Here is a 26226-nt window from a genome sequence, read left to right on the forward strand (position 1 = left end):
GGCGGGGGAGACTGGAGATGTGAAGCAGCCGGCGATAACCAGTGAGGGAGGCGGCGCCGATGGCGCGATTCGGTGATGGCCTGGCCCTCGGACCCGACCTGTGCGAAGCGGCCGTGTCGGCGGTCGAGCAGGCGCTCGCTCCGCTCAGCGCGGCGCCCGACCTGGTCTGCGTCTTCATGACGGGCGACGACCCGGAGGCGTTCGAGGCGGCGGCGCTGGCCGCGGCGCGCGCGGCCGGGCCCGCGGTGCTGCTGGGCTGCAGCGCGTCCGGGGTGATCGGCGCCGGGCGCGGCGTGGAGGACGCGGGCGCGGTCAGCGCGTGGGCGGCGGTGCTGCCCGGCGCGCGGCTCGACCCGTTCCGGCTGGAGACGCTGAAGGCCGACGACCGCCTGATCGTGGTCGGCATGCCCGAGGCTCAGGACGACGACGTGGTCGGCGTGCTGCTGACCGACCCGTACAGCTTCCCGGTGGACGCGTTCGTCGAGCGCTCCGACGACGCGCTGCCCGGACTTCCCCTGGTCGGCGGTCTCGCGGAGGGCCGCGAGCGCGGCGACGCGCGGTTGTTCGTCGGCGGCGAGGTCTACCGGGACGGCGCGGTCGGCATCGTGATCGGCGGGTCCGTGGCCGCCGCGACGGTGGTCAGCCAGGGTGCCCGGCCGATCGGCCCCGACATGGTGGTGACCAGGGCGGACGAGAACGTCCTGTACGAGCTGGCGGGCGTGCCCGCGCTGGAGAAGCTGGAGCAGATCGTCCTCGAACTGCCCGAGGACGAGCAGGAACTGGCCGGGCGCGGGCTGCTGATCGGCGTCGCCATGGACGAGTACGCCGACGTGCACGAGCACGGCGACTTCCTCGTCCGCGGGGTGGTGGGCGCCGACACCGACAGCGGCGCCATCGCGATCGGCGACGTGGTGGACGTGGGCCGCACCGTCCGGTTCCAGGTCCGCGACGCCGGAGCCGCCGACGAGGACCTCGCCGCGCTGCTCGACCGGTTCGACATGGCGCCGGTCGAGGGCGCGCTGCTGTTCTCCTGCAACGGGCGCGGACAGGCGATGTTCCCCGACTCCGACCATGACGCCCGCGTCCTCGACCGCGCGTTCGGCCCCGCCGGGGTGGGCGGCTTCTTCGGCGCCGGCGAGATCGGCCCGGTCGCGGGACGCAACCACGTCCACGGCTTCACCGCGTCCATCCTCGCGTTCGGCCGGGCGGGAGACTCCGTTTGAGCGGCGCGGACGCCATGGGCGGGCCGGACACCCCACCGGCGTCCGGCGCCCCCGTCCTGGCGGTGGACGTCGGCGGGACGAAGCTGGCCGCGGCGCTCGTCGAACCCGGCGGGCGCATCGCCGCCTACGACCGCGTCGCCACCCCGAGCGGGCCCGAACTGGACGCCGACGGTCTGTGGCGGACGCTGGAGTCCCTGCTCGCCAAACTCGTCGCCGACGCGGGCGACCCGCCGCTCGCGGGCGTCGGCGCGGGCTGCGGAGGGCCGATGACCTGGCCCGCCGCCGAGGTGTCCCCGCTCAACATCCCGGCGTGGCGGCACGGTTTCCCCCTGCGGGCCAGGCTCCGCGACCGCTATCCGGGCCTGCCCGTCCGCATCCACAACGACGCGATCTGCGTCGCGGTCGGCGAGCACTGGCGCGGTGCGGGACGCGGCCGCGACAACGTCCTCGGCATGGTGGTGTCCACGGGCGTCGGCGGCGGGCTCGTCCTCGGCGGCCGGCTCATCAACGGCGGCACCGGCAACGCCGGGCACATCGGGCACGTCATCGTCGACCCCGACGGGCCGCCCTGCGCGTGCGGAGGCCGGGGCTGCCTGGAGGCGATCGCGCGCGGTCCCGGGCTGGTCGCCTGGGCGCAGGAGCAGGGCTGGCGGCACGGGAACCGGGACGTGACCGGCGTCGAGCTGGCCGCCGACGCCCGCCGGGCGCACCCGGTCGCCGTCGCCGCGATGCGCCGCGCCGGGCGCGCCATCGGCATCGCGATCGCGTCCGCGACGCACCTGTGCGACCTGGAGGTCGCGGCGATCGGCGGCGGCGTGTCCCAGGCGGGGGCGCTGCTGTTCGACCCGCTGGAGGAGGCGTTCCGCGCGCACGCCCGGATGGAGTTCGCGCGCCGTGTCCGGATCGTCCCTGCGGCGCTCGGCCAGACCGCCGGGCTCGTCGGCGCCGCCGCCCTGGTCTTCGCGCAAGATCGCTATTGGAGTGCGGGCTGAGCGTGGCGGGTGCGAGGATCCACCTATGAGCGAACGCGGAATGAGCGCCGTCAGCGTCGACGGCGTTCGCGCCGCCCGGGAGCTGCTCCGCGAGGTGGTCGTCCCCACCCCGATGATCCCCTCCCGGGTGCTGTCGGAGCAGATCGGCGGGCCCGTCCTGCTGAAGTGCGAGAACCTGCAGCGCACCGGCTCTTTCAAGATCCGCGGCGCGTATGTGCGGATCGCCGGGCTGACCGAGGCCGAACGCGCGGGCGGCGTCGTCGCGGCCAGCGCGGGCAACCACGCGCAGGGCGTCGCGCTCGCCGCGTCCATGCTCGGCTGCAAGGCGACGGTGTTCATGCCGGTGGGCGCGCCGCTCCCCAAGATCGCCGCGACCCGGGGCTACGGCGCCGAGGTCGTCTTCCCTGGCCCGACCGTCGACGACTGCCTCGTCGCCGCGCAGGAGTACGCCGACGAGCACGGCGCGGTGTTCATCCACCCGTTCGACCACCCGGACGTCGTCACCGGGCAGGCCACGATCGGCCTGGAGATCATGGAGCAGTGCCCGGACGTCCGGACGATCGTGGCGCCGGTCGGCGGCGGCGGTCTGATGGCGGGCATCGCCGCCGCGGTCAAGGGCGTGGCGGCGGAGACCGGCGGGCGGAAGATCAAGACGCTCGGCGCGCAGGCCAAGCGCGCCGCCGCGTTCCCGCCGTCGCTCGCCGCGGGGAAACCCGTCCAGGTCGAGCTCGAGCCGACGATGGCGGACGGGATCGCCGTCGGCCGCCCCGGCGACCTGACCTACGACATGTTCACCGACCTGGTGGACGCGGTCGTCACCGTGACCGAGGAGTCCATCTCCCAGGCGCTGCTGCTGTGCCTCGAACGTGCCAAGCAGGTCGTCGAACCCGCGGGCGCGGCCGGGGTGGCAGCGATACTGGAGCACTCGTACGCGGTCGAGCCGCCCGTGGTGGTGCTGCTGTCCGGCGGCAACATCGATCCGCTGCTGCTGTCGAAGGTGCTGCGGCACGGCCTCGCGGGCGCGGGACGCTACCTCGTCGTCCGCTGCCGGCTGAAGGACCGCCCCGGCGCCCTCGTGACACTGCTCAGCGAACTCGCCGAGCTGGGCGTGAACGTCCTGGACGTGATGCACGAGCGGGTCGCGGCCCGCCTGCACGTCGAGGAGGCCGAGGTCCTCATGCACCTGGAGACGCGCGGCACCGGCCATTCGGAGGACGTCATAGGACGCCTGCGCGAAAAGGGCTACACCCTCACGCTGAGCTGACCGCGGCCGGCGGTGGCCGCGGCCGGCGGTGGCCGCGGTCAGCTGCGCGTGAGGTGTGCGGATGGTGGGTGCGGTGCCGCTACAGGGCCGGCTTGCCCTCGGAGTAGAGCCACGCGTCGGCCCACTCGTCCAGGTTCTTGCCGGACAGCTCCGCGGCGAAGCGGACGAAGTCCTCCGTCGAGGCGTTGCCGTAGCGGTACTCGGCCGGCCACGCCTTGAGCAGCCGGTAGAACGCCCCGTCGCCGATGATCGTGCGAAGGACATGGACGGCCATGGCTCCGCGGTCGTAGACCAGACCGTCGAAGATGTGGTCGCGGCCGGGATCGGACACGACGCCGTTCCACAGGCCGTCGCTCGCCGGGGTGGCGTAGACGGCGTCGAAGCTCTCCTGGACGGGCGTGCCGGCGGACTCCTCGGCGTAGAGCCACTCGGAGTACGTCGCGAAGCCCTCGTTCAGCCAGATGTCGGCCCACCGCTCCGGCGACACCGAGTCCCCGAACCACTGGTGGCCCAGCTCGTGCGCGAGAAGCGCCTCGCTCGGGATCCGGCCCAGCCGGCTGCCGAGGTCGTACACCGGGCGGCCCTGCGTCTCCAGCGCGTACCGGAAGCCGCCGTTGACCACGATCCCGCCCGTCGAGGTGAACGGGTAGCGGCCGTACAGCGCCGACTGGAAGTCGGTGACCTCGGCGGTCTGCCGGTGGAACTTCTCCGCGTCGTCCGGCTTGATGGCCATGGCGTGGTCGGTGGCCGTCAGGTTCGGTGTTCCGTCGGCGGTCCGGCCGGTGAGGACGTCGTACTTGCCGATCGCGAGCATCGACAGCTCGCTGGCCATCGGGTGGCGCATCACCCAGCGCGTGGTCGTCCAGCCGTTCCGCGTCCACGTGCCGCGCAGGTCGCCGTTGGACAGCGTCGTGAGGCCCTGGGGCGCCGACAGCGTGAACGTGTACGTCGCCTTGTCGGTCGGGTGGTCGTTCACGGGGAAGACCGTCGCGGCGCCGAACGGCTGGTTCACCATCACCGCGCCGTCGGGCGTCGGCACCCAGCCGGACGTGCCCAGCGTCGCGTCGTTGACCGTCTGCGGGACGCCCGAGTAGGCGACGGTCACGGTGAAGTGCCGGTGCTTCCGAAGCCCCTTGGGCGGGGTGATGACCAGCTCCTGGGCGCCCGTCCGCTCGTAGGACGCCCGTTGCCCGTCCACCTTCAGCGACGAGATGGTGAGCGGGCCGAGGAAGTCCAGGTTGAACCGGGACAGGTTCTGCGTGGCCCGCGCCTTGATCTTGGTGACGGCCCGGATCCCCTTCGTGTCCGGGTCGTACTTCAGCCCGATGTCATAGTGGGCGACGTCGTAGCCGCCGTTGCCCATGTCGGGAAAGTAGGGGTCGCCCGCTCCCGGCGCGCCGGGTGTGAACCGCGCCGTGGCGCCGGCGGGCGCCGCCGACACGGCGAGGGCCGCGGTGACGGCCAGCGTCACGGCGGCGAGGGCTCTGGGGGTTCTGCTCATCGGCCTCGTCCTCGGTGCTCCTCGGTGACGGCCGCCGGTAAGTCGCGACGGCCGTGATCAAGACTTTCCTGTGAACTGGACCGTTTCAAGCGCGATCCGGTCTCAAATCCGTGGGTACAGGGTGGAATTTGTGGCCGGATCCGGCACCCGGCCGCCCGATGGTGACGCGGGCGCCGCCGGACGGCACGCCGACCCGCCGGGCCTGCCCCCGGTATTTACCAGACCTTGGCCCCACTGCCCGGGCTGCCCCGCCAGCCGGGCTGTCGGGCTGTCGGGCTGCCGGGTTATTTCGAAGGACGGCCCTTCTCGTACAGCCAGTCTTCGAAGAACGAGTCGAGCTTCTTGGCCGAGACCTTGTTCGCCGTCGCGATGAACTGCTTCGTCGTCCCGCTGGAGTGCCGCCGCTCCTTCGCCCACGTCTTGAGGATGTCGTAGAAGGTGGCCCCGCCGACCTTCTCGCGCAGCGCGACCAGCGTCATCCCGCCGCGGTCGTACACCGAGCGGCCGAACATCTGCTTGCGGCCCGGATCGCCGGGCGGGTTGTCCCACAGCTCCCGCGCGGCGGGGCTCTCGTAGCGCTGATCGAACTGCGACTGGACGCTCTGGCCCCCCGACTTCTCCTCCCACAGCCACTCGGCGTAGGTGGCGAAACCCTCGTTCAGCCAGATGTCCTGCCACTTGGTGACGCTGACGCTGTCGCCGAACCACTGGTGCGCCAGCTCGTGCGCCACGATCGTCGGCTGGAGGCCGAACGACCCGTACACCGGACGCGTCTGCGTCTCCAGCGCGAACCCGACCTCCGCGTTGTCGATCAGCCCGCCCGAGGAGGTGAACGGGTACGGGCCGAACAGCTTCGCGAACTCCTCGGTGATCTCGGAGTTCAGATCGTGGAAGGTGCCGAGGTCGACCGCGAAGACGGAGGGGTCGACGGCGGTGATGACCTTGACGCCGCTCGGCGTCTCACTCGTCCGCACCTCGAACCGGCCGACGGTGACCGTCGCCAGGTAGGTGGCCATCGGCGCCTTGACGTGCCACTTCGACGTCGTCTGCGCGCGGTGCCCGATCGGCTCGACTCCCGGGACGCCCGTGCTCGGCGGGCCGCCCGGGCCCGTCCCAGGCGGAACTCCAGGCTGGCCGGGCGTCCCGCCGCCACCGGAACCGGTGGGCGGCGTCTCCGGCTCGCCGTTGGCGATCGCCGTCAGCCCCGCCGGGACCGTGATCTCGAAGTCGAACGTGGCCTTGTCGCTCGGATGGTCGTTGCTCGGGAACCAGGTGTGGGCGCCGCTGGGCTGGCACGCCACGAACACGCCGTCGGACGTGCGGATCCAGCCGTAGGTGCCGAGCACCGGGTCCGACACCGGCTCCGGCGTCCCCGCGTACTCGATCACGGCGGTGAACTTCGCGCCCTTCTTCAGCGGCTCCGCCGGGGTGATCTCCAGCTCGCTGCCGCCGCGCTGCTGCCGCGCGGGCTTGCCGTCCACCTTGATCGACGAGACCTGGAGGCCGGTCAGATCGAGGTTGAAACGGGCGAGCGGCTCGGTCGCCTTCGCGGTGATCGTCGCGGTGCCGTCCAGCTGCTGCGCGCCGTCCGGGTCGATGTTCAGCTTCAACCCGTAGTGCTGGACGTCATAGCCGCCGTTGCCGTCGCCGGGCACGTAGTCGTCGCCGGCGGTCGTCGGCCCCACCGGGCCGGACGCGGCCGAGCCCGGCCCCGACGGCTCCGGATCGTCGTCGAAGGGGGACAGCTGACAGCTCGCGGTCAGCGACCCCGCGACGGCGAGAGCGGCCAGGCCCGCGGCGCCACGGAACGCGGTCCGCGAGCCGTGGCGGCGAGGGCTGGGGGACTTTCCGGCCATATGCACGCCGCCAAGCCTGCCCGGCAGGAGGCTCGCAGAGCAACTCCAATGGTCCCGGTCAGCGGTGGGCGTACGGGTCGGGGACGTTCGGGCCCGCCTTCACGACGACGGTGCGTGCCACCTTGCAGTGCAGTGCCTGCTTCCGTTTGTCCCACAGGATCCACAGGACGTCGATCAGCCCGATGCAGCCGCAGATGCCCCCGAGGACGCTGTAGAACGCGGAACGCCCCGCGGCCTGCCCGGTGGTGATCGCCCGCCCGTCGTCCTCCCGGACGACCCTGATCCCCAGCAGCTTCTTGCCGAGCGTCTGCCCCCACCTGGCGTGCATCAGCCAGTAGTAGAAGAAGCCCAGCACCACACCGATCGCGTTGCTCGACAGCTGGGCGCCGCTGTACATCGACTCGCCCGTTTCCGGGTTGAAGACGCGGTTCCAGTCGACGAACGGCAGCGACAGCAGGCTGGTGACGATGCCGACGAGGACGAGGTCCACGATGGCGGCGCCGAGCCGCGCCCAGCGGCTCGCCAGCCCCTGCGACGGATCGGCGTAGCCGCCCATGCCGCCGTAACCCGCCGCCGCCCCGTATCCGGGCTGCTCCCCGTATCCGGGGTACTTCGGCAGCTCCTGCCCGTACCCCGGCTGCTGCCCGTACGGCTGCTGCTGCCCATAGGGCTGCTCTTGCCCGTATCCCGGCTGCTGTTGGCCGTACGGTTGATCCTGCCCGTACGGTTGCTCACCGCCGTAGGGTCGGCCGCCGTACGGTCCAGGCTGCTCGGGCTGCTGCCGGTCCCCGTGCGGCCGGTCTTCCGGCTCTCCCCCGGACGCGGGGTCGTTCGGCGGTTGCGTCATGCCGCAAAGAGTGGCCGAGCCGCCGCCGTCCAAACCTCGCCGCGTCCGGGAGTCTCGCAGTGTTTACCCGCGGATGATCAAAGCTTGCCGGGATCGCCGGGCACCTCGGTCCGGGCGTACGGGTTCGGCATCCACGGCTGCGCCTTCACCACCAGCGTCCCGGCCACCTTGTCGTGCAGGGCCTGGCGCCGGTCGTCCCACAGGATCCAGGCGTTGTCGAGCATGCCGAGCATGCCGATGAGGGCCCCGGCGGGCACCAGGAAGTTGACCAGAGCCGTCGTGATCGTGATGGCGTAGACGAACGCCTGCCTGCCGATCGCCTGGCCCCAGCTCACCGCGGACTGGTCGGCTGCGCTCACCAGCCGGATGCCGAGGGCCTTCTTGCCGAGCGTCTGGCCCCACTTGGCGTGCATGACGGTGAAGTACACGAAACCGACCAGGAACACGACCGCGTACCCGGCCAGCAGCAGCGGGACGTTGTAGAGGTCCATCGGGTTGGTGATCGGCTCACCGGACGTCACCGACTCCTGCATCTTGTCCCAGCGGATGGAGATCAGGACCGCGGGTGTGGCCACGAAGCTGAGGACGAGGGAGTCCAGGATTCCGGCGCCGAGCCGCGCCCAGCGCCCCGCCAGCATGTCCTGCGGGCCGCCCGGCCCAGGGTACGGATAGCCGGCGTACGGCGATCCCGGAGGGCCGTAACCGGGCTGGACCGGCGGTCCGTAGCCGGGCTGGACGGGCGGTCCGTAGCCGGGCTGCGGCTGCCCCGCCTGGCCATGACCGGCCGCCGGCGCGGGGACGGGAGGGGCCTGGCCGGGCTGCGCGCCGTACGTGCCCTGGTACGGCGGCGGACGCTCGGGGGTGGCGTCCTCGGCGGCCGGGACCTCGTCGGCGGCCGGGGCGGCCGGGGCGGGGACGTCGGCGGCCTGCGGGTCCGGGGCCTGCCAGTCGCCGCCCGGGGGCTGGGAGTTCTGCGGCGGTTCGCTCATGCGCCACAGTGTGCCGGTTACCGGGGACGCGTGGTCACCTCGCGTGCGGCCGGATCCCGGACGCGGGCGCGTCCGGGATCCGGATCCGCCGGGCGGCGGGCGCCTCACAGGTTGCCGCGGCGCTCCTGCTCCCGCTCGATCGCCTCGAACAGCGCCTTGAAGTTGCCCTTGCCGAAGCCCAGCGAGCCGTGGCGCTCGATCAACTCGAAGAACACCGTCGGCCGGTCCTGGACGGGCTTGGTGAAGATCTGCAGCAGGTAGCCGTCCTCGTCGCGGTCGACGAGGATCCGGCGCTTCTGCAGCTCCTCGATCGGGACGCGCACCTCGCCGATGCGCTCCCGCAGCTCCGGGTCCTCGTAGTAGGAGTCGGGGCTCTCCAGGAACTCCACGCCCGCGGCCCGCATCCGGTCGACCGTGGCGAGGATGTCGCCCGTGGCGAGCGCGATGTGCTGCACGCCCGGCCCGCCGTAGAACTCCAGGTACTCGTCGATCTGCGACTTGCGCCTGCTCTCCGCCGGCTCGTTCAGCGGGAACTTGACCTTGCGCGTCCCGTCCGCGACGACCTTGGACATCAGCGCCGAGTACTCGGTCGCGATGTCGTCGCCGACGAACTCGGCCATGTCGGTGAACCCCATGACCCGGTGGTAGAAGTCGGCCCACTCGTCCATGCGCTCGACGTTGCCGACGCAGTGGTCGATCGCCTGGAAGTACCGCCCGGGGGAGCGACCCCCCGGACCCCCCGAGGACCGCTCACCCGGCTCCACGACGGGGCCGGCCGGCGCGTATCCCGGCAGGTACGGGCCGGTGTAGTTGGAGCGGTCGACCAGCGAGTGGCGGGTCTCGCCGTAGGTGGCGATCGCCGCGACCGTCACCTTGCCGAAATCGTCCTCGAGGACCTGCGGCTCCTGCAGGCCCGTCGCGCCCTTCGCGAGCGCGTGCCGGTAGGCGGACTCGACGTCGGGGACCTCGATCGCGAGGTCGACCACGCCGTCGCCGTGCTCGGCGATGTGCCGGCCGATCGCGGTTCCCGCCTTCACCGGGCCGCGGAACACGAACCGGGCGCCGCCCGACTCCAGTACGTGCACCGCCTCGTCGGGGCTGCCGTTCTCCGGGCCGCGGTAGGCGACCCTGCGCATGCCGAACGCGGTCGAGTAGTAGTGCGCCGCCTGCTTGGCGTTGCCGACGGCGAAGACGACGGCGTCCATGCCCTTGACCGGAAACTCATCCATGCCACCCAATCTGGACATGCATCTACAAGGTGCGCAAGGGTGTCTTAGAACACTGGGCAATCTGTACAGACAATCGCGATATCGACCGGTCGCCCTGTGCATGGTGACCATGACCGCCGGAGGGTGGCATGCCGATCGACGAACTGGACGGCCGGCTCATCGAGCTGTTCACCGCCGAACCCCGTGTGGGCGTGCTGGAGGCGTCCCGGCGGCTCGGGGTCGCGCGCGGCACCGTCCAGGCGCGGCTCGACCGGCTGGCCCGAGACGGCGTCATCGCGGGACACGGCCCCGAGATCGACCCGGCCGCGCTCGGCTACGGGGTGACGGCGTTCGTGACGCTGCAACTGCGGCAGAGCCGGGGGCGGGGGCAGAGCGGGCACGACCCCGTCGCCGCGCGGCTCGCGCAGGTGCCCGAGGTGATGGAGGCCCACACCATCACCGGCCCCGGGGACATGCTGTGCCGCGTCGTCGCGCGCAGCAACACCGACCTGCAGCGCGTCATCGACGTGATCGTGGACGTGGAGGGCGTGGAGCGGGCGTCCTCGGTGATCTCGCTGGCCACCCAGGTCCGCTACCGCACCCTCCCGCTGGTCCGCGCCGCTGCCGGCGCCGGGCCCCGGAGACACCCCTCGGACTGAAGTGGGGACGGGGTGCCCGGCAGCACCCCGTCCCCAGAAAAGTTCTTCAGACGTCGCCGGGGGCTACGCGGCCCCGTAAGGGGTGGCGTCGAGGATCTCGACCGTCATGCCGCGGCCGTTCGGCAGCGAGTAGGTGGCCTTGTCGCCGACCTTCTTGCCGTTGATGGCGGCGCCGAGCGGCGACTTGGGCGAGTAGACGTCGATGGGAGCGCCGACCTCCTCGCGGGACGCGAGCAGGAACGTGACCTCTTCGTCGTCACCCTCGAACGAGACCGTGACGGTCATCCCGGGGCCGACGACGCCCTCGGTGCGCGGCGCCTCGCCGACGCGCGCGTTCTCCAGGATGCCCTGAAGCTGGAGGATGCGGCCCTCGATCTTGCCCTGCTCCTCCTTGGCCGCGTGGTAGCCGCCGTTCTCGCGCAGGTCGCCTTCCTCCCGCGCCGCCTCGATCTTCTGAGCGATCTCGATGCGGCCCGGGCCCGACAAGTGCTCCAGCTCAGACTTGAGCCGGTCGTACGCCTCCTGGGTCAGCCAGGTGACGTTGTCAGCGCGGGTCTCGGTCACGGGTACTCCTCATCCACATGTTGCGATCTAGGCCCGCCCGTGGCAGACGGGGGTCACATCGACATGAAGTGCGGCCGGGTGAAACCTCTAGCCTATCCGGTGTGTGCGGGTAAAGGTTCCCTGAACTCGGCGTCTGCAATCCGCCAATCGTATTTTCGCATTCACCCGGCGTATCGGCCGCCAGGTGGCCGCGCCCGGCGGCGGTCCGGGCCGGTCAGGGGCGGGTGCGTCAGACCGCGTGGCATTCGTGGATCCTCGCCCCGGTCGCGCGCCGCGCCGTCCGCAGCGTCTCCGTCCCCTTCATGCCGGACGTGCCCGCCGGCACGACGACCTCTTTCTCCGCCAGCACCTCGAACTTCTCGTCGAAGGCGTCGACCGTGCAGCGCACCTCGTCGCCCTCTCCCTTGGCCACCTGGAAGTTGATCTCCACCGAGGTGTCGGTGATGTCATAGGTGATCGTCTGTGCGACGATGCCGGGCGTCTGCCCGGCGTTCACCGCGATGATCCCGAAGCCGCCCGCGGCCAGCGCCGAGAGCACGCCGATGACCACCAGCCCGAACCGTCCCTGCCGGGGCCCGGTGGGCGCCGCTGTCTTCGACACGCTCGTCGTCATGGCGGGGAATCTCCGTGCGGTGTGCGGACGTTGTCAGGGACAATTCTCGTCTGCCATGGCGCGTGCCTCGAACCGGGGCCGCTCGAACGGTCCGAACAGGAGAACACAGGTGTCCGAGGTCATCGACGATGCGACGCTCGAACGGCCGCGCGGAGGCGACGAGCCGCTGCGCCTCATGGCGGTGCACGCCCACCCCGACGACGAGTCCAGCAAGGGCGCGGCCACGATGGCCCGGTACGTCGCCGAAGGCGTCGAGGTCCTCGTCGTCACCTGCACGGGCGGGGAGCGCGGCGACATCCTGAACCCGGCCATGGACCGGCCCGAGGTCAAGGCCGACATCGGCAAGGTCCGCGAGGCGGAGATGGCGCGGGCCCGCGAGATCCTCGGCGTCCGGCAGAGCTGGCTCGGCTTCGTCGACTCCGGCTTCCCCGAAGGCGACCCGCCGCCGCCGCTTCCGGAGGGCTGCTTCGCGGTGGAGCCGCTGGAGACCGCCACCGAACCGCTGGTGCGCGCCGTCCGCGAATTCCGCCCGCACGTGATGCTCACCTACGACGAGAAGGGCGGCTACCCCCACCCCGACCACGTGAAATGCCACGAGGTGTCGATGGAGGCGTTCGAGGCCGCGGGCGACCCGGACCGCTACCCGGGCACCGGTGAGCCCTGGCAGCCGCTCAAGCTCTACTACCACCTGACCTTCAACAAGGACCGCATCCTCGCCCTGCACACCGCGATGGAGAAGGCCGGCCTGGAATCCCCCTACGGCGACTGGATCAAGCGCTTCGACGAAGAGAGCGACAAGCGCGCCAAGTGGGAGGTGACCACCCGCGTCCCCTGCGCCGACCACTTCGAGACCAGGGACCGCGCCCTGCTCGCCCACGCCACCCAGATCGACCCCAACGGCTTCTGGTTCGTCGTCCCGCTGGACGTCCAGCGCGAGGCATGGCCGACCGAGGACTACCATTTGGCCAGGTCCCTTATCGACACCGAACTGCCGGAGGACGACCTGTTCGCCGGCATCCGGGAGAAGGTGTGTCTGTAGTGCTTACGCTCACCGCAGTGCAGGTCGGCGCCATCCCACTGAACGACGACACGGTCAGCCCGGGCTTCCTGGGGTTCGGCGTCTTCCTCGCCCTCGTGGTCGCGACCGTCCTCCTCGTCCGCTCGATGAGCAAGCAGCTGAAGAAGATCCAGGCGCCCCGGGAGGCCGACCTGGTGCAGCAGGAATGGGAGCGCGCCGAGGCGGAGAAGGCGGCGAAGTCGAAGTCCGGGCCCGCCGACGACGCCTGACCGGCGGCCCGGTTCGATCCGGCCGCGTCCGGGGAGGACCCTCGACGTGCGTGCGAACTTCGAGGACTCCGACCGGGACGCCGCGCACCGCGGCGCCCTCGACCGCCATCTCGCCGCCGCGGCCGCCGGCGAGGGGGACATCGAGGCCGCGGGCCTGGCGCTCCTGGAACGGGAGCGCTGGACGGAGGCGGCCGAAGTCCTGGAGGAGGGCCTGCGCCTCGCCGAGCAGGGCGGCGACCGCCACGCCGTCCTGGTGGCCCGCCACAACCTCGCCCGCGCACTGACCCGGACGGGCGACACCGGCCGCGCGATCGGGCTGCTCGGCCCGCTCCCGGACGAGTTCGCCGCACTCCCGGAACCCGACCAGCCCAACCGCGCCCGCGCCCTGGCGAGCCTCGGCGAGGCGTACCTGCGGGCGCACCGTCCCGTCGCGGCGATCAACTTCTTCGGCCAGGCGCTGGAGATCCTCCGCAAGGAGAACGCCGTCGACCAGCAGGCCGGGATGTTCGTCCACATCGCCGACGCGGCCCGGCAACGCGGCGACCGCGCCGCCGAGGGCGCGGCACTGGACCGCGCCGTCGAACTCTACGAGTCCATTCCCAGCCCCGAGGCGGCGCCGCTGGCCGAACGCCGCGCCGCCCTCACCCGCTGACGCGGGTGGGCCCGCGTGCGGGCCGCGGCGGTCACGCCTTGCCGTGGTCCCAGCTGACGACCTTGTCGGGGTCCATGACGATGAGGACGCGCTTGGCCAGCGCCTGCTCGATGCCCTCGGCGATGACCGGGTCGACCGGGGCGCCCATCTCGGGGACGGGCAGCCCCGCCATCCGGGAGCCGACGACCATGCCGACCTTGCTCCTGGGCTCGGGGTCCTCGATGACGAGGCCGCGCCCGTAGAGGGCGACGCCGCGCAGCTCGTTGTACTCCACGCCGTCCTCGACCAGGCACGTCATGGTGGGGTCGCGGCGCAGGTTCAGCACCTTCTGCGACGACTTGTACGTGGTGAAGGCGATCTTGCCGTCGAGCAGCGCGTAGAACATCGTCACCAGGTGCGGCTCGCCGTCCTTGCCGACCGTGGCGACCTGGACCTTGAAGTTGGCGGCGAGGTAGGACGCCACCTCGTCCGGCGTCATCTTGATCTTCTCGCGCTTGCTGCTCCCGGCCAACGGACCCTCCTAGATGCTGCGCGCCTACGACGCGCCCACAATAACCAAGCGCTTGCAACCGCCCGGTACCGGCACCATGGGGGGATGTCGGCCCGCGATCTGATCGTCCTCGGCTCCGCCAGCGCGGTGCCCACCAAGGCACGCAACCACAACGGCTATCTGCTGCGCTGGGACGGCCACGGCCTGCTGTTCGACCCGGGCGAGGGCACCCAGCGGCAGATGACGCACGCCGGGGTCTCGGCGACCGACGTGACCTGGATCTGCGTGACCCACTTCCACGGCGACCACTGCCTCGGCGTGCCCGGCGTCGTCCAGCGCATCGCCCGCGACGGCGTCGCGCACCCGGTGGACGCGGCGTTCCCGGCCAGCGGCGGACGCTACTGGGAACGGCTCAGGAACGCGGCCGTCTTCCGCGACACCGACGTGATCCGCGAACGGCCCGTCTCCGGCGAGCGGATGCCGCTCGACACCGGCGACGCCCCGTTCACCCTGGTCGCGCGGCGGCTGTCCCATCCGGTCGAGGCCTACGGGTACCGGCTGGAGGAGCCCGGCGGCCGGACGATGCTGCCCGCCGAACTGGCCGCGCGGGGCGTGCGGGGGCCGCTGGTCAGGCGGCTCCAGGAGGACGGCCGGGTCACCGCCCCGGACGGCCGGACGGTCACGCTCGAAGAGTGCAGCGTCCCCCGTCCCGGCCAGACGTTCGCGTTCGTCATGGACACCCGGCTCTGCGACGGCGTCCGGGAACTGGCCGACGGCGTGGACATGCTGGTCATCGAGTCCACGTTCCTGCACGAGGACGCCGCCCTCGCCACCGAGTACGGCCACCTCACCTCGGTCCAGGCGGCGACGGTCGCCGCGGAGGCAGGCGTCCGGCACCTCGTCCTGACGCACTTCTCGGAGCGGTACCGCGCAGAGGACGAACCCCGGTTCACCGCCGAGGCGTCCGCCGTGTTCAAGGGCGACATCACCCTCGTTCACGACCTCGACCGGATTCCGATGCCACCACGCCGCCTAACCGCACGGCATCGCGGGCAGGACACCCCACATGGCTGACGAAGTCGATGTTGTCGTGATCGGTATGGGTCCAGGGGGAGAGGACGCGGCGGGGAGGCTGGCCGAGGCGGGCCTGTCCGTAGTCGCCGTCGAGTCCCGGCTGGTCGGCGGCGAATGCCCGTACTACGCCTGCGTGCCCACCAAGATGATGGTCCGCGCCGCCGGCCTCCTGGCCGAGGGCGGCCGCGTGCCGGGCATGGCGGGCGACTCCTCCGTCCGCCCCGACTGGACGCCGGTCGCGACCCGGATCCGCGACGAGGCGACCGACGCGTGGGACGACAAGGTCGCCGCCGACCGCCTCACCGGCAAGGGCGCCGAACTCGTCCGGGGCGAGGGCCGCATCACCGGCCCCCGCGAGGTCACGGTGAACGGCCGGGTCTTCCGCGCCCGCCGCGGCATCGTCCTCAACACCGGCACCGCCCCCACCGCCCCGCCCATCGACGGCCTCGCCGGCACCCCGTTCTGGACGAACCGCGAAGCGGTCCAGGCCACCGAGGCCCCCGGGTCGCTCATCGTCCTCGGTGGAGGGGTCGTCGGCGCCGAGATGGCGCAGGTGTTCTCCCGCTTCGACAGCCGCGTCACCGTGGTCGAGGCCGCCGACCGCATCCTCCTCAACGAGGAACCGGAGTCCGGCGACCTCCTCCGCGACGTCTTCGAACGCGAGGGCATCGGCGTCCGCACCGGCGTGAACGTCACCGCCGTCACCCACGACAACGACGAGTTCACCGTGAACCTCGGCGACGAGGCCCTCACCGCCGAGCGCTTCCTCGTGGCGACCGGCCGCCGCCCCAACCTCAAGGGCCTCGGCCTGGAGAACGCCGGCCTGGACGAGAACGCCGGCCGGATCCAGGTGGACGGCCACATGCGCGCCGCCGACGGCGTGTGGGCGATCGGCGACATCACCGGCATGGGCGCGTTCACGCACGTCTCCATGTACCAGGCGGCCATCGCCGTCCGCGACATCCTCGGCGAGGAGGGCGCACCCGCCGTCTACCGCGCCGTCCCCCGCGTCACCTTCACCGACCCCGAGATCGCATCCGTCGGCCTGACCGAAGCGCAGGCCCGCGACCAGAACCTCCCCGTCCGCACCGGCACCGCCAAGCTCCCCGAGTCGGCGCGCGGCTGGATCCACAAGGTCGGCAACGACGGCTTCATCAAGCTCGTCGAGAACACCGAATGGGGCACCCTCGTCGGCGCCACCGCGGTGGGCCCGTCCGGCGGCGAGATCCTCGGCGCCCTCGCCGTCGCCGTCCACACCGAGGCCCCCACCACCGCCCTCCGCGAAATGATGTACGCCTACCCCACCTTCCACCGAGCCATAGAAACCGCCCTCACCAACCTCACCGACTGACTCCCGCCAGGGGGAGTGAGTCGGCGGCCGGATCGGGCAGGATCGGTGGCATGAACCGGCTCAAGGACGCGACAAGCCCGTACCTGCTCCAGCACGCCGGCAACCCGGTGGACTGGTGGGAGTGGAACGACGAGGCGTTCGCCGAGGCGCGACGGCGAGATGTCCCAGTTCTCCTTTCTGTCGGATATGCGGCTTGCCACTGGTGTCATGTGATGGCGCATCAGTCGTTTGAGGACGACGAGACCGCGCGGGTCATGAACGAGCTGTTCGTCAATATCAAGGTGGATCGGGAGGAACGTCCGGACATCGACGCCGTCTACATGGAGGCGACCCAGGCCATGACCGGCCAGGGCGGGTGGCCGATGACGGTGTTCATGACGCCGGACGGGCATCCGTTCTACTGCGGGACGTATTTCCCGCGGGCGCAGTTCCGGGCGTTGCTGCAGGCCGTCCACAAGGCGTGGACGGAGCAGCGCGACGACGTGGTCGGGCAGGGGCAGCAGGTCGTCGCGGCGCTCACCTCGCGGGAGTCGGGGCTGGCGGGGACGCAGGCGCCCGGTGCGGAGATGCTCGCGCACGCGGTGAAGGTGCTCGCCGGGTCGTACGACGCGGCGCGCGGCGGGTTCGGGGGTGCGCCGAAGTTCCCGCCGTCGATGGCGCTGGAGTTCCTGCTGCGGCACCATGCGCGGACGGGTGACGAGGAGTCGCTCGCGATGGCGGGGCACACCCTGGAGGCGATGGCCCGGGGCGGGCTGTACGACCAGCTCGGCGGCGGGTTCGCCCGGTACTCGGTGGACGCGCGGTGGGTCGTCCCGCACTTCGAGAAGATGCTCTACGACAACGCGCTGCTGGCGCGGGTGTACGCGCACTGGTGGCGGCTGGCCGGGGCGCCGTTCGCGCGGCGGGTCGCGCTGGAGACGTGCGACTGGATGCTGCGGGACCTGCGGACGAACGAGGGCGGGCTCTCGTCGGCCTTGGACGCCGACAGTGAGGGCGTCGAGGGCAAGTACTACGTGTGGACGCCGGGGCAGCTGCGTGAGGTGCTCGGTGATGAGGACGGGGCCTTCGCGGAGAGCCTGTTCGAGGTGACGGGGACGTTCGAGCAGGGGACGTCCGTGCTGCAGCTTCTGCACGACCCCGAGGACGTTGAGCGGTACGAGCGTGTGCGGACGGCGTTGTTGTCGGCGCGCGCGCACAGGGTGCCTCCGGCTCGGGATGACAAGGTCGTCGCGGCGTGGAACGGGCTTGCGATCGCCGCGCTGGCCGAGTGCGGTGCGCTGTTCGACCGGCCGGATCTCGTCCGGGCCGCCGAGGAGGCGGCGCGGCTGCTGGTCGACGTGCACATGCGGGACGGGCGGCTCGCGCGGACGTCCAAGGACGGGACGGCGGGCGCGAACGCCGGCGTGCTGGAGGACTACGCCGACGTGGCCGAGGGCCTGCTCGCCCTGCACGGCGTCACGGGGGATCCGCATCACCTGCGGCTGGCCGGTGAGCTGCTGAACACCGTCCTCGAACGGTTCGGGGACGGGTCCGGCGGGTTCTACGACACCGCCGACGACGCGGAGCGGCTGTTCCGGCGTCCGCAGGACCCGACGGACAACGCGACGCCCTCGGGGCAGTTCGCTGCCGCGGGCGCGCTGCTGTCGTTCGCGGCGCTCACGGCGTCGGACTGGCACCGGCAGGCCGCCGAGGCGGCGCTCGGCCCGGCGGGGACGCTGGCCGACAAGCACGCCCGGTTCGCGGGCTGGGGGCTGGCGGTCGCGGAGGCGCACGCGACGGGTCCGGTGGAGATCGCGGTGATCGGCGACCGGGACGACGACCGCACGCGGGCGCTGCACCGGACCGCGCTCATGGCGGTCGCGCCGGGCGCGGTGGTGAGCGTCGGCCCGCCGGACGCGGAGGGCGTCCCGCTGCTGGAGGGGCGCGGTCTCGTGGAGGGGGTTCCGGCGGCGTACGTGTGCCGCGGGTTCGTCTGCCGGCTGCCCGTGACGTCCACGGCCGAGCTGACCCGCGAACTACGTGCGCAATTGGACTGAGGGTCCACTTTGTGGCACTGTGACCTTGATCTCGTCACCGCTTGGTGTTACCACTGAGTAGCAGGGCTTGAGCTGACCGAATGGGGCGAGGCGGACGAGGGTGGCGCGTGATCGGCCGGGTATCTGGACGGTGGCCCGCCAAGTGAGTCATAGTCGTGTCTCAGTCAGGGTCGTGTCTCAATCAGGGTCGTGATGCGGGGCCGGGCGACCGTCGAGGGAGTGTGGCAGTGGGAAAGCCGAACCGCCGGATCCTACCGACGATCATCGGCATTTCCGTCGTCACGACCCTCTCCGTCAACGTCGCGGTCCTGGTCGCGCGGAGCGGCGACGACCCGGCGCCCCCCACGCGCAGCGAGCAGCGCGCCCGGTACGTGGCGGCGTCCGGCAGCACGAGCGTGTCGCCCAGCGCGGTCGCGCCGCTCGGCAAGCGCCTCACCCCGCATGTGCTGGTCGCGGCGTCCTCCACGCTTCCCGCCGACGTGGTCCAGAAGGTCCGCGGCGCCAAGGGCGTGAAGGGCGTCGAGGTCGTGGACGCCGTGCAGGGCATGGTCGCCGGCAAGCAGGTCGGGCTGATGGGCGTCAACCCGTCCACGTTCCGCAACTACACGCCGAAGCCCACCGCCAAGTCGGACGCGCTGTGGCGCAACGTCGCGTCCGGCGACGTGGCGATCTCGTTCACGATGGGCCACGACGGCGGCGTCAAGCTCGGCAGCCAGGTCCCCGTCGGAGGCAAGCGCGAGCAGTCGCAGCTGCGTGTCGGCGCGTACGCGACGATGGGCATCAGCGACGTCGACGCGGTCATCTCGCACGCCACCGCGCAGGCGCTCGGCATGCCCACCGGCAACGCGATGCTGATCAGCGTCCCGAAGGCCGAGCCGAAGACGTTTATCAAGAAGCTCGGCAAGGTGCTGCCGAAGGGCGCCAAGGCGGTCGCGGTCAACCCGGAGATCGACTTCCCGGCGGCCGGGGACGTGCCCACCGCGGCCGGCCAGGTCATGACCGCCCGGCAGGTGCAGACCGTGATCAAGGCCGCCTACACGCGGCTCGGCTGGCCGTACGTGTGGGGCGGCGAGTCCGAGGCCGAGGGCGGCTACGACTGCTCCGGCCTCATGCAGTACGCGTTCGCCAAGGCCGGGATCCACCTCCCGCGCGTCGCCGCCGACCAGGCGCGGACGGGCTGGGTCATCCCCTACAGCAAGGCCCAGCCGGGCGACATGCTGATCTGGGCCAACGACCCGACCGCGCCGGGCTACATCTCGCACATCGCCCTCTACCTGGGCAAGGGCAAGATGATCGCCGCTCCGCGCCGGGGCACCGTGGTGCAGATCCAGAACGTCTACACCCGCAACATGCGCGGCGCCGTCCGGGTCAGCCCCAAGCTGCTGGCCTCCAGGAGCCGGTGAGCGGCTACAGCGGGCAGCCGCGGCTCAGGAAGTCCAGGTTCTGGTCGATGACGTCCCCCAGGTGCTCGTCCGGGGTGCCCAGCCACCGGTAGATCGCCCCCTGCAGGACGCCCAGGACGGCCCAGCAGAACGTGTCGACGCCGGGGTCGTCGAGGCGCCTTCCGGTGCGTTCGGAGATGATCTCCGTCAGCACGGCGTGGGTGCCCGTGCTCATCGACTCGAACATGCGCGCCCGCACGGCGGGGACCTCGGCGGCCAGCTTCATCCGGGTCCTGATGACCTGCAGGTCCTCGTCGAGCAGCAGCGGGAGGATCTCGCGGAGCGTGGCGCGCAGCGCGTCCAGGGGCGGCAGGTCCGCCGGCTGGTCGCGGAACACCTCCGCCATGATCGGGTCGTACTCGTCGGTGATGACGACGTCTTCCTTGGTGGGGAAGTAGCGGAAGAACGTGCTCGGCGAGATCTCCGCCGCCGCCGCGATCTGCTCGACGGTCGTCGCGTCGTAGCCCTGCTCGCCGAAGAGCCGGAGGGCGTGCTCCTGGACGGCCCTCCGGGTCCTCAGCTTCTTGCGCTCGCGCAGCGGGAGCCGGGAGAGCCGGTCCTGCAGCCGGTCGATCGGATGCTCAGGGTTGGACGTGCTCATGTGCCGATTCTCGGGCATCGGCGGCGGGAGCCGCATCCTCGCGCTCGCGTCCCGGCTGGAAGAGCCAGAGGAGGACGCCCGCCGCCGCGGCGGCGACCGCGCACGCGGCGAACACGGCGTTCATCCCGTGGACGTAGGCGTCCCGGGCCGAGGCGAGCAGCGCGCCGTCGTTCAGCCGGCTCGCGACGGCGACGGCGCCGCCGACGGAGTCGCGGGCCGCGCCGGCCGCCTCGGCGGGGAGCCCGCCGGTGGACACGCGGTCGCGGTACACCGCCGACAGCAGGCTGCCGAGCCCCGCGACGCCGAGCGTCCCGCCGGTCTGGCGGAGCGTCTGGACGAGGCCCGAACCGCGTCCGGCCTGGTCGGCGGGGAGCGCGGCCAGCACCGCGTCCATCGCCGGGACGAGGGTCAGGCCGCAGCCGAGGCCGAGAACCAGCAGCCACGGCACGGTGGCGGAGTAGTCGTCCCCGGTGGCGGTGAGCGCGCCCCAGCCGAAGCCCGCCGCGAGCACGAACAGGCCCGCCACCAGGATCGGCTTGTGGCCCGTGCGGTGCGCCAGCCGGTCGGTGGCGAGCCCGCCCGCCATGAGGCCGAGCAGCATCGGGGTCAGCCGCAGGCCGGTGTCGAAGACGCCGTTGCCCTGGACCGCCTCCAGGTACTGCGGCAGGACGAACAGCGCGCCCGCCATCATCAGGTTCGCCGTGATGGCGGCGGCCATCGCCCACGCGAACCGGGGCGCGCGCAGGAGGCGCGTGTCCAGCATCGGGTCCGGGGCCCGCCGCTCCCAGAGTGCGAACCCGGCCAGCAGGACGGCCGCGAGCGCGAACGAGCCGAGCACGGCCGGGTCGCCCCACCCGCGCACGGGCGCCTCGATGACGCCGTACACGAGGGCGACGATGGCGCCCATCGACAGCAGCGCGCCGATCCCGTCGACGCGTGGCGCGGACGGGTCCCGGGTCTCGGGCAGCAGCACCGCCACCGCGATGCCGCCGGCCACGACGATCGGCACGTTGATCAGGAAGATCGAGCCCCACCAGAAGTTCTCCAGCAGCCAGCCGCCGAGCAGCGGCCCGAGCGGCAGCCCGAGCGCCATCGAGGACGACCAGATCGCGACGGCCCGGGTGCGTTCGCGCGGCGGGAAGATCGCGGGGAGCATCGACATCGACAGCGGTGTCACGATCGCCGCGCCGAGGCCCATGAACACGCGTGCCGCTATGACGCCGCCGGGGCCGCCGGCGAAGGCGCCCGCGAACGAGGTGGCGCCGAAGATCGCGAGGCCGGCCAGCAGGAGCCGTTTGCGGCCGAACCTGTCGCCGAGCAGCCCGGCCGGGAGCAGCAGCGCCCCGAACACCAGCAGGTAGGAGCCGACGATCCACTGCAGCGCGCCGGTGCTCGCCCGCAACTCCTCCGACAGCGTGGTCAGCGCCACGTTGAGGATCGTCATGTCGAACCCGAGCGCCAGCATGCTGAGCGCCAGCGCGCCCAGCCCGAACCAGCGCCGGTTGCGCCCCACGTCCATGATGGAAACCTCCAAGTGACAGAAGCTATGAAATGAGAGTAACTCTCAAGTAGTAGTCAATGTCAATCAGGGAGGAAGGCTGGCTAAACGGGTCGGCGGCTTGTAATTTTGATTACATGGATACGAGTGAAACGGCGGAGCAGCTACGCGGGTGGTTCTCCGGACGGCTGCCCGAGGAGTGGTTCGAGGGCCCGCCCGACGTCGTCCTCGACCGCGAGGAGGTCAGCGTCGTCGGCCGCCTGCCCGAACCCCCCGCCGCGGCGGAGGCGTCCGAGGCCGAACGGGCCGGCGTGATCGCCGGGCACGTCCAGCGGTTCCGCGAGGAGACCCGCGACCGGCGCATCGGCATCGCCCGCGAAGCCGAGCACCGCTTCGGCCACAAGGTCTCCTGGGGCGTCGAATGCGGCGGCGAGCGGGAGATGTTCACCACGCTGTCGGTGCCGGTCATGACGCGGCTGCGGCAGCCGGAGCGGCGCGTCCTGGACACCCTCGTCGAGGCCGGGGTCGCCCGCAGCCGCAGCGACGCGCTCGCCTGGTGCGTGCGGCTCGTCGGCAAGAACACCGACGAGTGGCTCACCGAGCTGCGCACTGCGCTGCAGTACGTCGAACGCGCCCGCGCCGCCGGCCCGCAGGCCTGACCGAGGACGCCGCCGCCCCGCCGCGGGACCGGCCGCGATCATTACCCGATCTCGATGATCACTGGGTGTGATCATGGGGTCGACCTCGCCTACTGTGCCTGAAAGCCGCCATGGACGCGGACGGGACGCGGCGAGGGGGTGGTCCGGCGGTGAGGGGCCTGCGCTGTCTGGACGGCTCCGACCTCGCGGTGGTGCCGGTCGCGTCCCTCGACCGCGGCGGCACCCCGTTCGAGGTCACGCTGGAGCTGTGGCGCGACGGCGACTCGTTCGGCGCGGTGGGGGAGCGGTGCGGCTACTTCCTGGCCGGGCTCGCCGTCCGGGTCGCCGCCGCCAGGGCCGACGGATCGCCGCAGGCCGCCCGCTGGCCCGACCCCGACGACCGCTTCCCTGACCCGCTCCCCGGCGACCCCGCCCGCGAGCCCGAACTGTTCGCGTTCCGGTATCGCGACCGCGGCGACGTGGTCAGCACCGGCGAGCTGCGCTGCGCGCTCCGCACGTCCTCGATGTGGGTCGGCCGGCAGCAGTCCGCCGCGGGACGGTGGCGGGTCGCGCGGCGGGCCGTCCTGGAGGCGTGGGGCGCGAGCGGGCGGGGCGTCCGCGCGGTGCTCACCTCCGCCGACCTGGCCCGCTTCCTCGCCGATGTGCTCGCCGAGGCGGAGCGGGCCCGGGCGGGCCGGCGCGTCCGCCCGGCGCCGCCCGCGCAGCGGCCCGGCGCCGAGGAGCTGAGAAGGCGGAACTGAGAAGCCGAGCGGAGAAGTATGAACCTAGGGCCATAATTGAGCGTCTTTCCGTCAGAGAGACGGTCGCTCGAAGGGAAGCCCATGGGGGTTCGGCGTACGGGAAAGCCGCGCGGCGGGATGTCGCGCGGCGGACGGAGGGACGGCGTGCGCCGCCGCCCCTCCGAAGGCGGGCGGCTCACCACCGCCGTCCGCCGCAGCGGCCCGTACGCGGCCGTCCGCGACGCCGTCTACCGGATGTACGAACGCCGGGTCGAGGCGTCGCTGCCGACCGACGTCACACCCCGGCACGTCGGCGTGATACTGGACGGGAACCGGCGCTGGGCCAGGGCGATGGGCCTGGCCGACGTCAACTCCGGGCACCAGCGCGGCGCCGCGAAGATCTCCGAGCTGCTGCAGTGGAGCGCGGAGGCCGGGGTCGAGGTCGTCACCCTGTGGCTGCTGTCCACCGACAACCTGAACCGCCCGGCCGTGGAGCTGGAGCCACTGCTGGAGATCATCGAGAACACCGTCGGCAAGCTCGCCGCCGACGGCTGGAACGTCAAGCCCGTCGGCGCCCTCGACCTGCTGCCCGATAAGACCGCCCGCGTCCTTAAAGATGCGGGTGAAGCCACATCTGGCGCTCCCGGCCTGATTGTGAACGTCGCCGTTGGGTATGGAGGTAGGCGTGAGATCGCTGATGCGGTGCGCTCACTGCTCATCGAGCAGGCGAGTCGTGGCACCAGCATCGAGGAACTCGCCGAGTCCCTCGACGTGGAGCACATCGCGGAGCATCTCTACACGCGCGGCCAGCCGGACCCGGACCTGGTCATCCGCACCTCGGGGGAGCAGCGTCTCTCCGGCTTCATGCTCTGGCAGAGCGCCCACTCGGAGTTCCACTTCTGCGAGGTCCACTGGCCGGACTTCCGCAAGGTGGACTTCCTCCGGGCGATGCGCTCGTACGCCGCGCGGCACCGGCGCTTCGGCTCCTGACGGTCAACCTCCGATCATCGCTCCCGGCCGTTCCCCGAGCGGGGGGACCGGCCGCGCGGGGGCGTGCCGCTTCCGGGGGGACCGCTCCCCGGGCCCCGCGGGGCAGTGCGGCCGGGGCCGTCGCGCCACCGGTACGTCCCCCATAGTCAGGGAGATCGAGTGGCCACAACCTCCGCGCGCCGTCCCGGCAACTCCGGCAACACGTCCGGGAACACCTCCGGAGCACCCGTCCCGGGTCGTTCCGGGGTGTGTGGGGGGTCGTCCCTCCACACCGAACAGGACCGGCGCACGTACGTCCTCGACACCAGCGTCCTGCTCGCCGACCCCGGGGCGATGACCCGGTTCGCCGAGCACGAGGTCGTACTCCCCATCGTCGTCATCTCCGAGCTCGAGGCCAAGCGCCACCACCCCGAGCTCGGATACTTCGCCCGGCAGGCCCTGCGCACGCTCGACGACCTGCGCCTGCGGCACGGCCGGCTGGACGAGCCCGTGTCGGTCGAGGGGCCGGACGGCGACCAGGGCGGCACGCTCCGCGTCGAGCTGAACCACTCCGATCCGAGCGTGCTGCCGGACGGTTTCCGGCTCGGCGACAACGACACCCGGATCCTGTCGGTCGCGGCGTGGCTGGCCCACGAGGGCCGCGACGTCGTCTTGGTCTCCAAGGACCTGCCGATGCGGGTGAAGGCGTCCGCGGTCGGCCTGGCCGCCGAGGAGTACCGGGCGGAGCTGGCGGTCGTGGAGTCCGGCTGGACCGGGATGCGCGAGCTGGAGGTGCCCGCGAACCTCGTCGAGGAGATGTTCGAGACGGGCGCCGCGGACATGGAGGAGGCGCGGGACCTGCCGTGCCACACCGGGCTGCGGCTGCTGTCGGAGAAGGGCTCGGCCCTCGGCCGGACGCAGCCGGACAAGTCCGTGCGGCTGGTGCGCGGCGACCGGGAGGTGTTCGGGCTGCGCGGCCGGTCGGCCGAGCAGCGGATCGCGCTCGACCTGCTGATGGACGAGGACGTCGGGATCGTCTCGCTCGGCGGGCGGGCCGGCACGGGCAAGTCGGCCCTCGCCCTGTGCGCGGGCCTGGAGGCCGTGATGGAGCGCCGGCGGCACCGCAAGGTCGTGGTGTTCCGCCCCCTGTACGCGGTCGGCGGGCAGGAGCTCGGCTACCTGCCGGGCACCGAGAACGAGAAGATGTCGCCGTGGGGCCAGGCCGTCTACGACACCCTGTCGGCGGTGACGACCCCGGAGGTCATCGACGAGGTCGTGGACCGTGACATGTTGGAGGTCCTGCCGCTCACGCACATCCGCGGCCGCTCCCTGCACGACGCGTTCGTGATCGTGGACGAGGCGCAGTCGCTGGAGCGCGGCGTGCTGCTGACCGTGCTGTCGCGGATCGGCGCGGGGTCGCGGGTCGTGCTGACCCACGACGTGGCGCAGCGCGACAACCTGCGGGTCGGACGGCATGACGGCGTCGCGGCGGTGGTGGAGCGGCTCAAGGGCCACCCGCTGTTCGCGCACGTCACGCTGACGCGGTCGGAGCGGTCGCCGATCGCCGAACTGGTCACCGACATGCTCGGCGACGTCGGGGCCTGACAACGGCTCGAAGGCGAACCCCGGCGGCAGATGCGCCGCCGGGGTCCGCCGTCGCCGGGCCTCGCGGTCGCCGGGCCTCGCGGTCGCCGGGCCTCGCGGTCGCCGGGCCTCGCCGTCGGGACGCCGG

Annotated in this window: 25 protein-coding genes; 15 read left to right on the top strand and 10 right to left on the bottom strand. The window is 72.0% G+C overall.

Going from position 1 to position 26226, the window contains the following annotated elements; all coding sequences use genetic code 11:
• Positions 1–59 precede the first annotated feature (59 nt).
• Genes AB0C35_RS28005 through ilvA form a run of 3 tightly spaced genes read left to right on the top strand, consistent with a single transcriptional unit; the run spans position 60 to position 3479 of the window.
• The gene (locus tag AB0C35_RS28005) at positions 60–1223 is read left to right on the top strand and encodes an FIST N-terminal domain-containing protein (protein WP_358461819.1); all 1164 of its coding nucleotides are present in this window, start codon (positions 60–62) and stop codon (positions 1221–1223) included.
• 14 nt (positions 1224–1237) lie between these two features.
• The gene (locus tag AB0C35_RS28010; protein ID WP_358462118.1) at positions 1238–2215 is read left to right on the top strand and encodes an ROK family protein; all 978 of its coding nucleotides are present in this window, start codon (positions 1238–1240) and stop codon (positions 2213–2215) included.
• Positions 2216–2240: 25 nt separating this feature from the next.
• Entirely contained in the window at positions 2241–3479 is a 1239-nt protein-coding gene (gene ilvA / locus AB0C35_RS28015) for a threonine ammonia-lyase (RefSeq protein ID WP_358461822.1), read from the top strand.
• A gap of 79 nt (positions 3480–3558) precedes the next feature.
• Here the strand turns inward: ilvA and AB0C35_RS28020 are convergent, their stop codons facing one another.
• From AB0C35_RS28020 to hppD, 5 genes are all read right to left on the bottom strand, one after another.
• The gene (locus tag AB0C35_RS28020; protein ID WP_358461824.1) at positions 3559–4980 is read right to left on the bottom strand and encodes a M1 family metallopeptidase; all 1422 of its coding nucleotides are present in this window, start codon (positions 4978–4980) and stop codon (positions 3559–3561) included.
• A 284-nt stretch (positions 4981–5264) separates the two neighbouring features.
• Entirely contained in the window at positions 5265–6836 is a 1572-nt protein-coding gene (locus AB0C35_RS28025) for a M1 family metallopeptidase (RefSeq protein WP_358462121.1), read from the bottom strand.
• 58 nt (positions 6837–6894) lie between these two features.
• The gene (locus tag AB0C35_RS28030; protein ID WP_358461827.1) at positions 6895–7683 is read right to left on the bottom strand and encodes an RDD family protein; all 789 of its coding nucleotides are present in this window, start codon (positions 7681–7683) and stop codon (positions 6895–6897) included.
• A 77-nt stretch (positions 7684–7760) separates the two neighbouring features.
• Positions 7761–8672, bottom strand: coding sequence for an RDD family protein (locus AB0C35_RS28035; RefSeq protein WP_358461830.1), 912 nt, complete (start codon positions 8670–8672; stop codon positions 7761–7763).
• Between the two features lie 104 nt (positions 8673–8776).
• On the bottom strand, positions 8777–9901 hold the full coding sequence (gene hppD / locus AB0C35_RS28040; protein ID WP_358461833.1) for a 4-hydroxyphenylpyruvate dioxygenase: 1125 nt from the start codon (positions 9899–9901) through the stop codon (positions 8777–8779).
• A gap of 128 nt (positions 9902–10029) precedes the next feature.
• Between hppD and AB0C35_RS28045 the strand changes: the two genes are divergently transcribed.
• Entirely contained in the window at positions 10030–10539 is a 510-nt protein-coding gene (locus AB0C35_RS28045; protein ID WP_358461836.1) for an Lrp/AsnC family transcriptional regulator, read from the top strand.
• Between the two features lie 63 nt (positions 10540–10602).
• Here AB0C35_RS28045 and greA read toward each other — a convergent pair whose 3' ends face one another.
• Both greA and AB0C35_RS28055 read right to left on the bottom strand, forming a co-directional pair.
• Positions 10603–11103 (bottom strand): transcription elongation factor GreA, encoded by a 501-nt coding sequence (gene greA / locus AB0C35_RS28050; protein WP_358461839.1) that lies wholly within the window; start codon positions 11101–11103, stop codon positions 10603–10605.
• Positions 11104–11332: 229 nt separating this feature from the next.
• Positions 11333–11716: a DUF4307 domain-containing protein gene (locus AB0C35_RS28055; RefSeq protein ID WP_358461842.1), complete on the bottom strand. Its 384-nt coding sequence runs from the start codon at positions 11714–11716 to the stop codon at positions 11333–11335.
• A 175-nt stretch (positions 11717–11891) separates the two neighbouring features.
• Between AB0C35_RS28055 and mca the strand changes: the two genes are divergently transcribed.
• The 3 genes from mca to AB0C35_RS28070 are packed head-to-tail and all read left to right on the top strand — an operon-like array spanning position 11892 to position 13655.
• On the top strand, positions 11892–12755 hold the full coding sequence (gene mca / locus AB0C35_RS28060) for a mycothiol conjugate amidase Mca (RefSeq protein ID WP_358462124.1): 864 nt from the start codon (positions 11892–11894) through the stop codon (positions 12753–12755).
• Positions 12746–13003, top strand: a complete 258-nt coding sequence (locus AB0C35_RS28065) for a hypothetical protein (RefSeq protein WP_358461845.1) — start codon at positions 12746–12748, stop codon at positions 13001–13003. Before mca ends, AB0C35_RS28065 begins: the two co-directional genes overlap by 10 nt.
• Positions 13004–13049: 46 nt before the next feature.
• Positions 13050–13655 carry a tetratricopeptide repeat protein gene (locus tag AB0C35_RS28070; RefSeq protein WP_358461848.1) on the top strand — a complete coding sequence of 202 codons (606 nt, stop codon included), beginning with the start codon at positions 13050–13052 and terminating at the stop codon, positions 13653–13655.
• A 31-nt stretch (positions 13656–13686) separates the two neighbouring features.
• On the opposite strand, the gene AB0C35_RS28075 is transcribed toward AB0C35_RS28070, so the two are convergent.
• The gene (locus AB0C35_RS28075; RefSeq protein ID WP_358461851.1) at positions 13687–14166 is read right to left on the bottom strand and encodes a pyridoxamine 5'-phosphate oxidase family protein; all 480 of its coding nucleotides are present in this window, start codon (positions 14164–14166) and stop codon (positions 13687–13689) included.
• Positions 14167–14250: 84 nt separating this feature from the next.
• On the opposite strand from AB0C35_RS28075, the gene AB0C35_RS28080 reads away from it, so the two are divergent.
• The 4 genes from AB0C35_RS28080 to AB0C35_RS28095 all read left to right on the top strand — a co-directional run bounded on the left by AB0C35_RS28080 (position 14251) and on the right by AB0C35_RS28095 (position 20009).
• Complete coding sequence (locus AB0C35_RS28080; RefSeq protein WP_358461854.1) at positions 14251–15219, top strand: ribonuclease Z; 969 nt, start codon at positions 14251–14253, stop codon at positions 15217–15219.
• Positions 15212–16570 carry an NAD(P)/FAD-dependent oxidoreductase gene (locus AB0C35_RS28085; protein WP_358461857.1) on the top strand — a complete coding sequence of 453 codons (1359 nt, stop codon included), beginning with the start codon at positions 15212–15214 and terminating at the stop codon, positions 16568–16570. Before AB0C35_RS28080 ends, AB0C35_RS28085 begins: the two co-directional genes overlap by 8 nt.
• Before the next feature lie 50 nt (positions 16571–16620).
• Positions 16621–18606, top strand: coding sequence for a thioredoxin domain-containing protein (locus AB0C35_RS28090; RefSeq protein ID WP_358461860.1), 1986 nt, complete (start codon positions 16621–16623; stop codon positions 18604–18606).
• 227 nt (positions 18607–18833) lie between these two features.
• A complete protein-coding gene (locus AB0C35_RS28095) occupies positions 18834–20009 on the top strand; it encodes a C40 family peptidase (RefSeq protein WP_358461862.1) in 1176 nt (391 codons plus the stop codon).
• A gap of 4 nt (positions 20010–20013) precedes the next feature.
• Here AB0C35_RS28095 and AB0C35_RS28100 read toward each other — a convergent pair whose 3' ends face one another.
• Positions 20014–20649: a TetR family transcriptional regulator gene (locus AB0C35_RS28100; protein WP_358461864.1), complete on the bottom strand. Its 636-nt coding sequence runs from the start codon at positions 20647–20649 to the stop codon at positions 20014–20016.
• The gene (locus AB0C35_RS28105) at positions 20630–22183 is read right to left on the bottom strand and encodes a DHA2 family efflux MFS transporter permease subunit (RefSeq protein ID WP_358461867.1); all 1554 of its coding nucleotides are present in this window, start codon (positions 22181–22183) and stop codon (positions 20630–20632) included. The genes AB0C35_RS28100 and AB0C35_RS28105 overlap by 20 nt, the downstream gene beginning before the upstream one ends.
• Before the next feature lie 101 nt (positions 22184–22284).
• Between AB0C35_RS28105 and AB0C35_RS28110 the strand changes: the two genes are divergently transcribed.
• The 4 genes from AB0C35_RS28110 (at position 22285) to AB0C35_RS28125 (ending at position 26099) form a co-directional block, all read left to right on the top strand.
• On the top strand, positions 22285–22806 hold the full coding sequence (locus AB0C35_RS28110; protein ID WP_358461870.1) for a hypothetical protein: 522 nt from the start codon (positions 22285–22287) through the stop codon (positions 22804–22806).
• 149 nt (positions 22807–22955) lie between these two features.
• Positions 22956–23546 (top strand): hypothetical protein, encoded by a 591-nt coding sequence (locus AB0C35_RS28115; protein WP_358461873.1) that lies wholly within the window; start codon positions 22956–22958, stop codon positions 23544–23546.
• A gap of 144 nt (positions 23547–23690) precedes the next feature.
• Entirely contained in the window at positions 23691–24515 is an 825-nt protein-coding gene (locus tag AB0C35_RS28120; protein ID WP_358462127.1) for an isoprenyl transferase, read from the top strand.
• Between the two features lie 246 nt (positions 24516–24761).
• The gene (locus AB0C35_RS28125; protein WP_358462129.1) at positions 24762–26099 is read left to right on the top strand and encodes a PhoH family protein; all 1338 of its coding nucleotides are present in this window, start codon (positions 24762–24764) and stop codon (positions 26097–26099) included.
• Positions 26100–26226 lie beyond the last annotated feature (127 nt).

Source organism: Spirillospora sp. NPDC048819, assembly GCF_040650055.1.
Lineage (GTDB): Bacteria > Actinomycetota > Actinomycetes > Streptosporangiales > Streptosporangiaceae > Spirillospora.